The organism is Massilia sp. 01N410 (assembly GCF_056399665.1).
In genome coordinates, this window is record NZ_JBFTRV010000010.1 from 57,486 (window position 1) to 71,306 (window position 13,821).

Consider the following 13,821-nt stretch of genomic DNA (forward strand, 5'->3'; position numbering starts at 1 on the left):
CGAAGGCGGGAACGAGGGTGCGTAGGGTAAGGATTGGCGCTATTTTATCGGTTTGCGAATTTTCGCTTGATCGCTTCCGCCAACTGGGGAACCAGGGCCCGCCTCTGCGCCAGCACGTCCGCAGGAGTCTCGCGCACCGCCTGGGCCCAAACCGGCGCCGGAAAATGCGCATCGTCCGCATAACGCGGAATCACATGCCAGTGCAAATGCGGCACCACATTGCCCAGGCTGGCAACGTTGACCTTCAGCGGCTGCATCACCTCGCGCACGGCCTGCTCCAGCTTCCACACCGCCTCGTTCAGCAGCAGGCGGTCCGCGTCAGGCAGGTCGCTCACTTCGCGCACATGCTCGTTCCAGATCACGCGGGCGAAGCCTGGGTAGTTGGGCTCGTTCGCCAGGATCACCGAGAACTTGTCGTTGGCGACCACCTTGGACGAAGCCGCCAGTTCGCACAGCTCGCAGCCGGCTTGCCTCGTCATACCAGCACCCTTTCGATACCGCCGTTGTTCGCATTCGCCACGTAGTTCGGCATCCAGTTCTCGCCCAGCAGATGCCGCGCCATCTCGACCACGATGTAGTCGGCGGTCGTGCCCGAGTCGTCGTTGTAGCGCGACAGGCCCTGCAGGCAGGACGGGCAGCTGGTCAGGATCTTGACGTCGCCGCTGAAGCCGTCGGCGCGCAGCTTGTCGGCGCCCTTCTCCATCTCTTCTTCCTTCCTGAAGCGGACCTGGGTCGCGATGTCCGGGCGAGAAACGGCAAAAGTACCGGACTCGCCGCAGCAGCGATCGTTCTTCTCGATCTTCACGTTGTCCGCGGTCTGCACCAGCGCGTTCACGGTCTTCATCGAATCCTGCAGCTTCATCGGCGTGTGGCAGGGGTCGTGGTACATGTAGCGGGTACCGGTCACGCCTTCCAGCCTGACGCCCTTCTCCAGCAGGTACTCATGGATGTCCATGATGCGGCAGCCCGGGAAGATCTTCTCGAACTCGTAGGTCGCGAGCTGGTCGTAGCAGGTGCCGCAGGAGACCAGCACGGTCTTGATGTCGAGGTAGTTCAGGGTATTCGCCATGCGGTGGAACAGCACGCGGTTATCCGTCATCATCTTGTCGGCCTTGTCGTACTGGCCGGCGCCGCGCTGCGGATAGCCGCAGCACAGATAGCCCGGCGGCAGCACGGTCTGCACGCCGACTTCCCACAGCATCGCCTGGGTCGCCAGGCCCACCTGCGAGAACAGGCGCTCGGAGCCGCAGCCCGGGAAGTAGAACACGGCCTCGGTGTCGGCGTTGGTCACCTTCGGATTGCGGATGATGGGGATGACCTTGTCGTCCTCGATGTCCAGGAGTGCCCGCGCCGTCTTCTTCGGCAGGTTGCCCGGCATCTTCTTGTTCACGAAGTGGATCACCTGCTCGCGCACCGGCGCCTTGCCGGTGGTCGGCGGCGGCGCCTTGGTCTGCTCCTTCGCCACCGCCTTCAGCACGCTGGCGCCGAGGCGCTGGGCCTTGTAGCCCAGGTCGACCATGGCCTTGCGGGTCAGGTTGATGGTGGTCGGGTCGGTCGCGTTCAGGAAGAACATGGCGGCGCGGTTGGCCGGCTTGAAGCTGCGCTTGTCCATCTTGCGCAGCAGGTTACGCATGTTCATCGAAACGTCGCCGAAGTCGATGTTGACCGGGCACGGCGTCACGCACTTGTGGCACACGGTGCAGTGGTCGGAGACGTCCTCGAACTCTTCCCAGTGGCGGATCGACACGCCGCGGCGGGTCTGCTCCTCGTACAGGAAGGCTTCGATCAGGGCCGAGGTCGCGAGGATCTTGTCGCGCGGTGAGTACAGCAGGTTCGATTGCGGCACGTGGGTCGTGCAGACCGGCTTGCACTTCCCGCAGCGCAGGCAGTCCTTGATGCTGTTGGCGATCTCGCCGATGTCGCTCTGCTGCATGATCAGCGACTCGTGACCCATCAGGCCGAAGGACGGCGTATAGGCATTGCGCAGGTCGGCGTAGGCGGTGTCGGTATTCAGCAGCTTGCCCTTGTTGAAGCGGCCTTCCGGATCGACCCGCTTTTTATACTCGCGGAAGTCGTGGATCTCTTCGTCGGTCAGGAACTCGAGCTTGGTGATGCCGATGCCGTGCTCGCCCGAGATCACGCCGTCCAGGGAGCGCGCCAGCTTCATGATGCGCTCGACGGCCTTGTGCGCATCCTGCAGCATCGCGTAGTCGTCCGAGTTCACCGGCAGGTTGGTGTGGACGTTGCCGTCGCCGGCGTGCATGTGCAGTGCCACGAAGACCCGCGAACGAAGCACGCGTTTATGGATCGCAGTAGCCTCATCAAGGATCGGTTTATACGCCGCGCCGTTGAAGATCTGGCGCAGCGGCGCGCGGATGTCGTTCTTCCACGAGACGCGCACCGTGTGGTCCTGCACCACGTCGAACAAGGTCGCCTGCGGCTGGCCCGATACGCGGCGCTCGAAGGTGTCAATGAAACCGTCGAGGCCGAATTCGGCCAGCTTCGGCAGCACGTCCCACAAAGGATGGTCCAGGTTGGCCAGCAGCCAGCCCCAGCGCGCAGCGGTCTTCGCCAGCAGCTCGTCGGCCTGCTGCGGACGGTCGCCCAGGATCTCTTCCTTCGACACGCCTTCGCCGGTGGCATCGTCGGCCTTGCTCACTTCCAGCTGGCCGGAGGTGAACAGGGCGTGCAGTTCCTCGACCAGCTGCAGCTTGTTCTTGATGGACAGCTCGATGTTGATGCGCTCGATGCCGTCGGTGTACTCGCCCATGCGGTTCAGCGGGATCACCACGTCTTCGTTGATCTTGAAGGCGTTGGTGTGGCGCGCGATGGCCGCGGTACGGGCGCGGTCCAGCCAGAACTTCTTGCGCGCTTCCGCGCTGACGGCAATGAAGCCCTCGCCCACGCGGGTATTCGCGATGCGCACCACTTCGGAGGCCGCCTGCGCGACCGCGTTCTCGTCGTCGCCGACGATGTCGCCGAACAGCGCCATCTTCGGCAGCGTGCCGCGCTTGGATTTGGTCGCGTAGCCGACCGCGCGCAGGTAGCGCTCGTCCAGGTGCTCCAGGCCCGCCAGGCGCAGGGTTTCGAATTCCGGCTTGCCGTTCTTCGGCAGGCTGTCCAGGTAATCCTTGATCTCGACGATCGAGGGGATCGCATCGCGCGCCTGGCCGAAGAATTCCAGCGCCACGGTGCGCGTGAACTTCGGCATCTTGTGCAGGATCCAGCGGCCCGAGGTGATCAAGCCGTCCGTGCCCTCTTTCTGGATGCCCGGCAGGCCGGCCAGGAATTTGTCGGTCACGTCCTTGCCCAGGCCTTCCTTGCGGAAGCGGCGGCCTTCGATGGCCAATAGCTCTGTGCGGAACGGCGCGCTCCTCGAGGCGCCCTTCTCCGACGGATGCGTCCACTCCAGCCTGAAGGTCGCGACCGGGGCGTCGTGGATCTTGCCGAGGTTGTGGTCGATGCGGGTCACGTCCAGCCAGTCGCCGTTCGGGTCGACCATGCGCCAGGAAGCGAGATTGTCGAGAGCCGTCCCCCACAGCACGGCCTTCTTGCCGCCCGCATTCATGGCGATGTTCCCGCCGATGCAGGAAGCGTGGGCCGAGGTCGGATCGACCGCGAACACGAAGCCGGCCTTCTCGGCCGCCTGCGAGACGCGCTGGGTCACTACCCCCGCGCCGGTATGGATGGTCGCGTATTCGCGGTCCACGCCCGGCAGGCGGCTCATCTCGACTTCGCCCATGCCGATCAGCTTTTCGGTGTTGATCACCGCCGACATCGGGCTCAGGGGAATCGCACCGCCGGTATAGCCGGTGCCGCCGCCGCGCGGGATGATGGTCAGCCCGAGCTCGATGCAGCCTTTCACCAGGCCGGCCATCTCGTCTTCGGAATCAGGCAGCAGGACCAGGAAGGGATACTCGACGCGCCAGTCGGTGGCGTCGGTCACGTGCGAGGTGCGGTGCATGCCGTCGAAGCGGATGTTGCGCTTGTCCGTGTAGCGGCCCAGCACGGCTCTAGCTCGCTTGCGCAGGTCGTACATGTCGCTGAATTCGCGGCCGAAGTCGTCGACCGCCTTGCGGGCCGCGGCCAGCAACTGCTCGACGGCGCTGCTGCGGGCGGCGGCGGTGGCCGCATCGGCATTGTCGCCAGCATCCACGGTCAGGCGGCGCTTGTCGACTTCGGCCAGGCGGTGATGCAGGGCCTCGATCAGCTTGGCGCGCCGCTTCGGGTTGTCCAGCATGTCGTCCTGCAGATAGGGATTGCGGCGCACCACCCAGATGTCGCCCAGCACTTCGTACAGCATGCGCGCGGAACGGCCGGTCTGGCGCGCGCCGCGCAGCTCGTCAAGCAGCCGCCACGAGGATTCGCCCAGCAGCCGGATCACGATCTCGCGATCGGAAAATGAGGTGTAGTTGTAGGGAATTTCACGCAGGCGGGCCGGTGCGTTTTCTTCGAGCAGGGCGTGGATATTGGCTGGTGCGTTCATGGTGGATCGGCTAACGAACTGACGCGTAGTGGACAGTCATTCTAGCTTATTGCGATGCACCATGCTGGGTAACGAATGATTTTTACAATCCGGTTTTAGCACAAACGTCGGAAAAATCGTTACCAGTGCAAATTTTCGATGCACAAAAACGTGTTTTTGCACCGAAAACTCGGCAATCCGAACATGGTGGCATCTTATCCACGAAGCGTGGCTTCATCCTTGTTCCACGCCCGGTAGCGCCGGGTCAGGCGCATGCTGCGCAACTGGTCGAGCACCACGGTGAAAAGCGGGCTGTAGGCGGCGGCCCCCGCACCGCCCCGGCCCAGCGCATGCAGGCGCCGCCGCACCAGCGCCATCCGCGCCAGGCTGGCCAGCACCTTGTCCTTCCAGTCGACCGCCGGCATGGCCGCCACCGGCTCGCGCCCGTCCCGCCACTGGCGCGGCAGGTCGGGGATGGCCGCCAGCGCCGTCGCCATGCCGACGATGGCGACGCCGCCGTGCAGCACCTGTTCGGCGACTTCACGGCGCGCGATGCCGCCGGTCGTCATCAGCGGCATCGCCGCAACCGCCGCCAGGTCCTTGGCGAATTCCAGGAAATAGGCTTCGCGGGCGAGCGTGCGGCCATCCGCGGTGCGGCCCTGCATCGCCGGGCTCTCGTAGCTCCCGCCCGACAGCTCGACCAGGTCGACCTGTTCGCGATTCAGCATGGCCAGCACCTGGCGTGCGTCGTCCTCGGAAAAGCCGTCGCGCTGGAAGTCGGCCGAATTCAGCTTGACCGCGACGCAGAAGCCCGGCGCCACGCGGGAACGCACTGCCCGCACGACCTCCAGCAGCAGGCGCGCGCGATTGGCCAGGCTGCCGCCCCAGGCATCCTCCCGCCGGTTGCTCAGTGGCGACAGGAATTGCGAGATCAGGTAGCCATGCGCCGCATGGATCTGCACGCCGCCGAAGCCCGCCTGTTCGGCCGCATGGGCGGTCGCGGCAAAGCGTTCGATGACCTCCGCGATATCGTCTTCCCGCATCGCGACCGGCTGCGCAAACAGCTTGCTGTGCTTGCCCAGGTCCAGCGCCACCGCCGACGGCGCCCAGGCCTGTCCTCCCATGTTCGCCAGCACCTGGCGGCCCGGATGGCTGATCTGCATCCAGACCTGGGCGCCATGCGCGCGCGCCGCCCGGGCCCAGTCAGTGAAGGGCGCCAGCGGCGTGCCCGCTTCGAGCGCGATGGTGCCCGGACCGGTGAGCGCACGCCGGTCGACCATCACGTTGCCGGTGATGATCAGGCCGGTTCCGCCCTCGGCCCAGCGCTGGTAAAGGCGCTGGATGGCGGGCCCCGGCAACTGGCCGGCAGCGGCCAGGGTCTCTTCCATGGCGGCCTTGGCCAGGCGGTTGGGGACGATGGCGCCGTTCGGCAGGGTCAGCGGGGTAAACAACATGGGATGGCCTCGATTCGATGTGGATGAGGTATCCTAAGCTTGAAGTCAACTTCAAGGTCAAGCGCAAAATGAAAATCGGCGAACTGGCGGAACGCAGCGGGGTTCCGGCCTCCACCATCCGCTACTACGAGAAGGAAGGATTGTTGCCGAAGGTGCAGCGTGGGGCGAATGGGTATCGGGACTACCAGGACGGCGCGCTGGAGCGCCTGGACCTGATCCAGCTCGGCCAGAACCTCGGCTTTTCGCTGAATGCGATCCGGACGGTGGTGGCGCTGCACGGCGATGCGCTCAAGGATGCGCTGCTAGGCAAGCTGGAAGCGCGGCTGGAAGAGATCGACCGCCTGAGCGCCATCCTGGCCGCCCAGCGCAGTTCGGTGCTCGAAGCGAAGGAACGGGTGCAGGCGGCCGTGGCCAGCGGCGATTGCCGGGTGCAGGCGGCCTGGGAAATCACCCGAACACCCGGCCCGTCATCTCCCCCAGCCACTTCCACCACCCGTCCGGCACGTACAGCAAAGTCACGGTCATGAAGATATAGCGCCCGAACTTGCCGATCGCCATGTACATCACGCTGGACCAGAACGGCAGGTGCAGCCAGCCGGCCAGGGTGCACAGCGGATCGCCGATGCCGGGCACCCAGGACAGCAGCATGGTCTTGGAGCCGTAGCGCGCCAGCCAGTGGAACCAGCGCGACTTGCGCTCCTTGGCGAAGGCGACCTTGGCGCGGTAGCCGATCCAGTAGTCGACCATGCCGCCCAGCGTGTTGCCGAGGGTGGCGACCAGGATCACCGGCCAGAACATGGCGGGGTTGGCCTTCACCACCGCGAACACGGCCGGTTCCGAGCCCAGCGGCAACAGGGTGGCCGAGACGAAGGCGATCAGGAAGACGGAAGTCAGGCCGACGGTTGGCACAGCAAGGACTTTCAGCAGCCAGAGGACGGCGGACTCGATCATGGGTGGGGTTGAATGAAGAGCAGGATAGGTCCATTATAATGAGGAAAAACCCACCGCCACGACACGGTAGGCCCCGCTCCATCCCGCGCCGCCCGCCGTACTGCACGCCTCGGTTATCCGCCTTGCAAGACAGTCCTGATGTCGCCTCCGGAATCCACTATCACATCCGCCATGACTACCGACTACCTCAAGAAAATCCTGACCGCGCGCGTCTATGACGTGGCCCAAGAAACCCCGCTCGAACTCGCGCCGACGCTGTCCCAGCGCATCGGCAACCGCATCTATTTCAAGCGCGAAGACATGCAGAGCGTGTTCAGCTTCAAGCTGCGCGGGGCCTACAACAAGATGGCGCACCTGCCGCTCGAGCAGCTCAAGCGCGGCGTGATCTGCGCCTCGGCCGGCAACCATGCCCAGGGCGTGGCGCTGTCGGCGAGCCGCCTCGGCTGCCGTGCGCTGGTCGTGATGCCGACCACCACGCCGCCGGTGAAGATCAACGCCGTCAAGGAACGCGGCGGCGCCAACGTCGAAATCGTGCTGCACGGCGACTCCTATACCGACGCCTACAACCACGCCCTGCTGCTCGAGCGCGAGCAGCAGCTGACCTTCGTGCACCCCTTCGACGATCCGGACGTGATCGCCGGCCAGGGCACGATCGGCATGGAGATCCTGCGCCAGCACTCCGGCCCGATCCATGCGATCTTCGTGGCGATCGGCGGCGGCGGCCTGATCTCCGGCGTCGGCGCCTATGTGAAAGCGGTGCGCCCGGACATCAAGGTGATCGGCGTGCAGACCGTCGATTCCGATGCGATGGCGAAGAGCCTGAAGGCCGGCGAACGCGTCACCCTGCCCGACGTCGGCCTGTTCTCGGACGGCACCGCGGTGCGCCTGGTGGGCGAGGAAACCTTCCGCATCGCCAAGGAAGTGGTCGACGAGATCGTGATCGTCGATACCGACGCGATCTGCGCCGCGATCCAGGACGTGTTCCAGGATACCCGCAGCATCCTCGAGCCGGCCGGCGCGCTGGCCGTGGCCGGCGCCAAGGCCTATGTCGAGCGCTCGCTGCTGACCCGCAATCCGGTCAAGAACGAGACCCTGGTGGCGGTGGCCTGCGGCGCCAACATGAATTTCGACCGCCTGCGCTTCGTGGCCGAGCGCGCCGAAATCGGCGAGGACCGCGAAGCCGTGTTCGCCGTCACCATTCCCGAGCAGCGCGGCAGCTTCAAGCGCTTCTGCGCCCTGGTCGGCCCGCGCAACGTCACCGAGTTCAATTACCGGATCAGCGACGAGCGCGAAGCCCACATCTTCGTGGGCGTGCAGATCGGCAGCCGCAGCGAATCCGGCATGCTGGCCCGCACCTTCGAGGAGCACGGTTTCCGCACCCTCGACCTCACCCACGACGAGCTGGCCAAGCTGCACATCCGCCACCTGGTCGGCGGCAAGAGCGCGCTGGCGCACGACGAACTGCTGTACCGCTTCGAATTTCCGGAGCGTCCGGGCGCGCTGATGCGTTTCCTGGACAGCATGGCGCCGAACTGGAATATCTCGCTGTTCCACTATCGCAACCAGGGTGGCGACGTCGGGCGCATCCTGGTCGGGCTGCAGGTGCCTTCGGGGGAGATGGATGAGTTCCGGCAATTCCTGGCTAGTCTGGGGTATCGCCACTGGGATGAAACCAACAATCCCGTCTACAAGCTGTTCTTGTGATTGCGGCGTGGGCACAGGGTGTCCACGCGTAATTCAGCGCAGTAATTGGCATAAAGGTGTACGATACGCGGCTTTGCCGACGCGGCGATCCCGCGTCAAGTCCCGCACCTCGAGACTGAATATGACCAATACCCCTGATCAATCGCCGCTCGGTAAGACCTCGGCCTACCAGACCCAGTACGCGCCCGAGCTGCTGTTTCCCATTCCGCGCAAGCAGAAGCGTGACGAGCTCGGCCTGAAAGGTACGCTGCCCTTCTTCGGCGTCGACATCTGGAACGCCTATGAGCTGTCGTGGCTGAACATGCGCGGCAAGCCGCAGGTGGCGATCGCGACCATCACGGCCCCCGCCGATTCGCCCAATATCGTCGAATCGAAGTCTTTCAAGTTATACCTCAACTCCTTCAACCAGACCCGCCTGGCGAATACGGACGCCCTGCTGGCCCTGCTGCGCGAAGACCTGTCGACTGCCTTCGGCGCGCAGGTAGCCGTGACGCTCACCCAGCCGGAAGACTTCGGCAAGCTCAAGATGGGCGAGCTGGAAGGCGTGCTGCTGGACCGCCTCGACATCGAGGTCGACAATTACAGCCCGGCACCGGAACTGCTCAAGGCCAGGCACGACGAAGCCGCGGTCGAAGAGACGCTGGTATCCCACCTGCTGAAGTCGAACTGCCTGGTCACGGGCCAGCCGGACTGGGGCACCGTGCAGATCCATTACGCCGGTCCGCAGATCGACCAGGAAAGCCTGCTGCGCTACCTGATCGGCTTCCGCGAGCACAACGAATTTCACGAGCAATGTGTCGAGCGCATCTTCACCGACATCCTGCGCCAGTGTAAGCCGCACAAGCTGGCGGTCTACGCCCGCTACACGCGGCGCGGCGGGCTCGACATCAATCCCTGGCGCGCGAATTTCAGCGCCGGCAAGGCGCCCAATCTGCGCACCGCCCGGCAGTAGAAAAATCCAGGCATTGTCCCCATCTAGTGTTCGTTTCCAACGACAGAACCGTGGCATCAAAGCGACGTCAATCGTTTCGCAGTGACGAAGCGCAGACTGGGCATGCTGGCAAGTTTCGGCTAGAAAATACGGAAGATGGGTCTGAAATTCGCCTTTCAATTCGAGAAATTTGAAATTTCGTAGCGGATATTGCGTGTAGATACAAAACGATTGCGCGCGATCAAACCGATGTTTGGCCACAGGGATAAAACAGCCAGTCGTACAGACGCGAAATCGAATGTCATGGCCATGAAACAGGCCTATAATTCCCGCTCGCAAGAACCTGGGTGTACCGCAACAGAAGCGTGTTATGACTAATCTAAGCAAAATCCTCTCGCTCGAAAACGTTCAGCTCGATCTGGAAGTGTCGAGCAAGAAGCGCGCCTTTGAACAGGCCGGCCTGATCTTCGAGAACAACTGCGGCATCGCCCGCTCGACGGTCTCGGACAACCTGTTCGCGCGCGAACGCCTCGGTTCGACCGGTCTCGGTCATGGCGTGGCCGTGCCGCATGGCCGCATCAAGGGCAGCAAGAGCCTGAAGTCGCCGCTGGCCGCCTTCGTCCGCCTGGCCGAGCCGATTCCTTTCGAATCGCCGGACGGCCAGCCGGTCAGCCTGCTGTTCTTCCTCCTGATCCCGGACCACGTGACCCAGCAGCACCTGGAAATCCTGTCCGAAATCGCCGAACTGTTCTCCGACGAAGCCGTGCGTACCGCGCTGGCCACCGATCCGGACCCGCGCTCGGTGCATGAACGCATTATCAACTGGCAACCGAGCCTGCAGGCACTGGGTTAGAATAAGGCCATGCTCCAGACTCCGCTGACCATCCAGAGGCTGTACGACGACAATCGCGATAGCCTGCAACTTGGCTGGTTCGCGGGCTTCCCCGGCGGCGAGCGCCTGATCTCGGGCGACGCCGTCTCGGCCGCCGACCAGGTTGGCCACCTGAACCTGATCCACCCGGGCCGCATCCAGGTGTTCGGGCACCAGGAACTGAATTACTACCAGCGTCTCAAGTCGGGCTCGCGTAGCCACATGATCGGCGAAATGATCGCGGGCGGCCCGCCGGCCCTGATCATCGCCCAGGGCCTGGACACCCCGCCGGACATCCTCGCCATCTGCGACGAGCAGAACATTCCGCTGTTCTCGACCCCGCTGCCGGCCGCCCAGGTCATCGACTTCCTGCGGGTCTATTTATCGAAGAAACTGGCGCAGCGCGTCATCATGCACGGCGTGTTCATGGACGTGCTGGGCGTGGGCGTGCTGATCACCGGCGATTCCGGCCTCGGCAAGAGCGAGCTGGGCCTGGAACTGATCTCGCGTTCGCACGGCCTGGTGGCCGACGACGCGGTCGAATTCTCGCGCATCGCCCCGAACATGATCGAGGGCCGCTGCCCGCCGCTGCTGCAGAACCTGCTCGAAGTGCGCGGCCTGGGCCTGCTGGACATCAAGGCGATCTTCGGCGAGACCGCCGTGCGCCGCAAGATGCGGCTGAAGTTGATCGTGCATCTGGTCAAGCGCGGCGCGCTGGACGAGGAAGTCGAGCGACTGCCCTTCCACTTCCCGACCGAGGACGTGCTCGGCCTGCCGATCCGCAAGGTCGTGATTCCCGTCGCGGCCGGCCGCAACATCGCGGTGCTGCTGGAAGCCGCGGTGCGCAATACCATCCTGCAGCTGCGCGGTATCGATACGCTGCAGGAGTTCATGGAACGTCAACGCCAGGCGATGAGCGGCGATTAGGTTCTAAGTTACCACCATCGCAACTGGCCTGGCCACTGGCGACAAGGTCTTACCGTTGCGGTATGATGGACACATGCGAATCGTTCTCATCACCGGTATCTCGGGTTCCGGCAAGTCGGTAGCCCTCAATGTTCTCGAAGACGCAGGCTACTACTGCGTCGACAACCTGCCCCCCGCCCTGCTGCCTTTGCTGGTCGAGACAGTCAATGGCGCCGACAGCAAGTGCGTCGCCGTCGCCGTCGACGCCCGCAGCGCCGAGTCGCTGGCGGAACTGCCGGCCACGGTCCGCGCGCTGCGCGAGCAAGGGCATGACGTCAAGGTGATGTACCTGACTGCCAGCACCCATTCGCTGGTGGCCCGCTTTTCCGAGACCCGCCGCAGCCATCCGCTGTCGCACGAGCTGCGCCCGGGCGAGAACCCGGCTTCGCGCCGCACGCTGATCGAATGCATCTCGGAAGAGCGCGACCGCCTGGGAGCGATCGAGAAGCTGGGCCATGTGATCGACACCTCGGAAATGTCGGCGAACAAACTGCGCGCCTGGGTCAAGGAACTGGCCGAGATCGAATTCGCGAAGCTGACCCTGTATTTCGAATCCTTCGCCTTCAAGCGCGGCGTGCCGCTGGACGCCGACTTCGTGTTCGACGTGCGCGCCGTGCCGAATCCCTACTACGACCTGACCTTGCGACCGCTCACCGGCAAGGACGCGCCCGTCATCGCCTTCCTCGACGCCCAGCCCCAGGCCGTCGAAATGCTGGCCGACATCCGCGCCTTCGTGGCCAAATGGCTGCCCTCGTTCAAGACCGACAACCGCAGCTACCTGACGGTGGCGGTCGGCTGCACGGGCGGACAGCACCGCTCCGTGTACATGGCGGAACGGCTGGCGGCTTACTTCGGCGAATCCGAACGGGTGGTTGTGCGGCATCGCGAGCAGCACTGATAGCCGAACCGGGATCCCCGCCTCCGCGGGGACGACGAGCTAACACTCACACCAACCCGGTCGCGTAAAACACCCCAATCACAAAGAACACCGCCAGCGTCTTGATGACGGTAATCGCGAAGATCTCGCGATACGACTCGCGGTGCGTCAGCCCGGTCACCGCCAGCAGGGTGATCACGGCGCCGTTGTGCGGCAGCGTGTCCATGCCGCCGCTGGCCATCGCCACCACGCGGTGCAGGACTTCCATCGGAATGTGGGCCGCTTCGGCGCCCTTGATGAACAGGTCGGACATCGCGGCCAGCGCGATGCTCATGCCGCCCGAGGCCGAGCCGGTGATGCCGGCCAGCGAGCTGACCGACACCGCCGCATTCACCAGCGGGTTCGGAATCCCCTTCAGGGCATCGCTGACGACGATGAAGCCCGGCAGTGCGGCGATCACGCCGCCGAAACCGTATTCGGACGCGGTATTCATCGCCGCCAGCAGGGCGCCGCCGACGGCTTCCTTCGAACCGCTGGCAAAGCGCTGGCTGACGCGGCGGAAGGCGGTCGCGAGCACCAGCAGGATGCCGAGCAGCAGCGCGGCTTCGACCGACCAGATCGCCAGCACGCTCTTGACCGTGGCCGTCACCGGCGTGTGCACGCCCGGCAGCACGTCGGGCGGCACCGTATAGGCGCCGGCGCCGTACCAGACCGGGATCATCTTGGTGAACGCGAAGTTGGCCACGCCCACCAGCACCAGCGGCAGCACCGCGATCAGCGGATGCGGCAGCGCTTCCCGGTTCGCCTCCGCCTCGGGCACATCGGCGTGCGCGCCATAGCCCTCGCCTTTCGCCATCGCGGCGCGGCGGCGCCATTCCAGGTAGGCCAGGCCGACCACGATGATGAACACCGAACCGATGGTGCCCAGCACGGGCGCGGCCCAGCCGGTGGTCTTGAAGAAGGTGGTCGGGATGATGTTCTGGATCTGCGGCGTGCCCGGCAGCGAATCCATGGTGAACGAGAAGGCGCCCAGTGCGATCGCGCCCGGCATCAGGCGCTTCGGAATATTGCTCTGACGGTAGAGCTCAGCCGCAAACGGATACACGGCGAACACCACCACGAACAGCGACACGCCGCCATAGGTCAGCAGCGCGCACACGGCGACGATCACGGCGTTCGCGCGCGAGCGGCCGATGTAGCGGATCGCCGCCTGCACGATGGATTTCGAGAAACCGGACATCTCGATGACCTTGCCGAACACGGCGCCCAGCATGAAGACCGGGAAGTAGAGCTTGACGAAGCCGACCATCTTTTCCATGAAGATGCCGGAAAAGACCGGCGCCACGGCGGACGGGTCGGTGAACAGGACCGCGCCGAGGGCGGCGATCGGTGCGAACAGGATGACGCTATAGCCGCGGTAGGCGGCCACCATCAGGAAGGCCAGTGCGGCCAGGACGATCAGAAACGACAAATTGGACTCCTCTATTGTTGTGCTTGGCTATGCCATTATTTCATTGCCTGATGAAATCATCGCATAAATTCGTGCTTATGCTGCAACGCATTATCGGCAGGCGAAAAAAAACCCGGCGGATGCCGGGGCGG

General features: G+C 64.4%; 11 protein-coding genes. 6 read left to right on the forward strand and 5 right to left on the reverse strand.

All coding sequences use genetic code 11. The features are described from left to right. Nucleotides 1-44: 44 nt before the first annotated feature. The 3 genes from AC1DOP_RS14995 to AC1DOP_RS15005 form a co-directional block, all read right to left on the reverse strand. Complete coding sequence (locus tag AC1DOP_RS14995; protein WP_477252003.1) at nucleotides 45-479, reverse strand: HIT family protein; 435 nt, start codon at nucleotides 477-479, stop codon at nucleotides 45-47. Continuing rightward, nucleotides 476-4,486: a DUF3683 domain-containing protein gene (locus AC1DOP_RS15000; RefSeq protein WP_477252005.1), complete on the reverse strand. Its 4,011-nt coding sequence runs from the start codon at nucleotides 4,484-4,486 to the stop codon at nucleotides 476-478. The genes AC1DOP_RS14995 and AC1DOP_RS15000 overlap by 4 nt, the downstream gene beginning before the upstream one ends. A 194-nt stretch (nucleotides 4,487-4,680) precedes the next feature. Then, nucleotides 4,681-5,919, reverse strand: a complete 1,239-nt coding sequence (locus tag AC1DOP_RS15005) for an NADH:flavin oxidoreductase/NADH oxidase family protein (protein WP_477252007.1) — start codon at nucleotides 5,917-5,919, stop codon at nucleotides 4,681-4,683. A gap of 68 nt (nucleotides 5,920-5,987) precedes the next feature. Here AC1DOP_RS15005 and AC1DOP_RS15010 point away from each other — a divergent pair, with 68 nt between their 5' ends. Next, nucleotides 5,988-6,446 (forward strand): MerR family transcriptional regulator, encoded by a 459-nt coding sequence (locus AC1DOP_RS15010; RefSeq protein ID WP_477252009.1) that lies wholly within the window; start codon nucleotides 5,988-5,990, stop codon nucleotides 6,444-6,446. On the opposite strand, the gene AC1DOP_RS15015 is transcribed toward AC1DOP_RS15010, so the two are convergent. Next, nucleotides 6,367-6,870, reverse strand: a complete 504-nt coding sequence (locus AC1DOP_RS15015) for a YqaA family protein (protein ID WP_477252011.1) — start codon at nucleotides 6,868-6,870, stop codon at nucleotides 6,367-6,369. The genes AC1DOP_RS15010 and AC1DOP_RS15015 overlap by 80 nt on opposite strands. A gap of 138 nt (nucleotides 6,871-7,008) precedes the next feature. On the opposite strand from AC1DOP_RS15015, the gene ilvA reads away from it, so the two are divergent. The 5 genes from ilvA to rapZ all read left to right on the forward strand — a co-directional run bounded on the left by ilvA (nucleotide 7,009) and on the right by rapZ (nucleotide 12,240). Continuing rightward, nucleotides 7,009-8,574 carry a threonine ammonia-lyase, biosynthetic gene (gene ilvA, locus AC1DOP_RS15020; protein ID WP_441934938.1) on the forward strand — a complete coding sequence of 522 codons (1,566 nt, stop codon included), beginning with the start codon at nucleotides 7,009-7,011 and terminating at the stop codon, nucleotides 8,572-8,574. 121 nt (nucleotides 8,575-8,695) lie between these two features. Further along, complete coding sequence (gene queF / locus AC1DOP_RS15025) at nucleotides 8,696-9,526, forward strand: NADPH-dependent 7-cyano-7-deazaguanine reductase QueF (RefSeq protein ID WP_477252013.1); 831 nt, start codon at nucleotides 8,696-8,698, stop codon at nucleotides 9,524-9,526. Nucleotides 9,527-9,875: 349 nt separating this feature from the next. Beyond that, the gene (locus AC1DOP_RS15030) at nucleotides 9,876-10,358 is read left to right on the forward strand and encodes a PTS sugar transporter subunit IIA (protein WP_258843953.1); all 483 of its coding nucleotides are present in this window, start codon (nucleotides 9,876-9,878) and stop codon (nucleotides 10,356-10,358) included. A 9-nt stretch (nucleotides 10,359-10,367) separates the two neighbouring features. Next, nucleotides 10,368-11,303, forward strand: coding sequence for an HPr(Ser) kinase/phosphatase (gene hprK, locus AC1DOP_RS15035; protein WP_258843954.1), 936 nt, complete (start codon nucleotides 10,368-10,370; stop codon nucleotides 11,301-11,303). 73 nt (nucleotides 11,304-11,376) lie between these two features. Beyond that, nucleotides 11,377-12,240 (forward strand): RNase adapter RapZ, encoded by an 864-nt coding sequence (gene rapZ, locus AC1DOP_RS15040; protein WP_441934936.1) that lies wholly within the window; start codon nucleotides 11,377-11,379, stop codon nucleotides 12,238-12,240. Nucleotides 12,241-12,286: 46 nt separating this feature from the next. Here rapZ and AC1DOP_RS15045 read toward each other — a convergent pair whose 3' ends face one another. Beyond that, the gene (locus AC1DOP_RS15045) at nucleotides 12,287-13,690 is read right to left on the reverse strand and encodes a GntP family permease (protein WP_477252017.1); all 1,404 of its coding nucleotides are present in this window, start codon (nucleotides 13,688-13,690) and stop codon (nucleotides 12,287-12,289) included. Nucleotides 13,691-13,821 lie beyond the last annotated feature (131 nt).

Excerpts from the sequence above, each read along its gene's own strand:
- AC1DOP_RS15000 (WP_477252005.1), bottom strand. The coding sequence starts at position 4,486 with ATGAACGCACCAGCCAATATCCACGCCCTGCTCGAAGAAAACGCACCG.
- AC1DOP_RS15010 (WP_477252009.1), top strand. The coding sequence starts at position 5,988 with ATGAAAATCGGCGAACTGGCGGAACGCAGCGGGGTTCCGGCCTCCACC.
- hprK (WP_258843954.1), top strand. The coding sequence starts at position 10,368 with ATGCTCCAGACTCCGCTGACCATCCAGAGGCTGTACGACGACAATCGC.
- AC1DOP_RS14995 (WP_477252003.1), bottom strand. The coding sequence starts at position 479 with ATGACGAGGCAAGCCGGCTGCGAGCTGTGCGAACTGGCGGCTTCGTCC.
- AC1DOP_RS15030 (WP_258843953.1), top strand. The coding sequence starts at position 9,876 with ATGACTAATCTAAGCAAAATCCTCTCGCTCGAAAACGTTCAGCTCGAT.
- AC1DOP_RS15015 (WP_477252011.1), bottom strand. The coding sequence starts at position 6,870 with ATGATCGAGTCCGCCGTCCTCTGGCTGCTGAAAGTCCTTGCTGTGCCA.
- queF (WP_477252013.1), top strand. The coding sequence starts at position 8,696 with ATGACCAATACCCCTGATCAATCGCCGCTCGGTAAGACCTCGGCCTAC.
- ilvA (WP_441934938.1), top strand. The coding sequence starts at position 7,009 with ATGTCGCCTCCGGAATCCACTATCACATCCGCCATGACTACCGACTAC.
- AC1DOP_RS15005 (WP_477252007.1), bottom strand. The coding sequence starts at position 5,919 with ATGTTGTTTACCCCGCTGACCCTGCCGAACGGCGCCATCGTCCCCAAC.
- rapZ (WP_441934936.1), top strand. The coding sequence starts at position 11,377 with ATGCGAATCGTTCTCATCACCGGTATCTCGGGTTCCGGCAAGTCGGTA.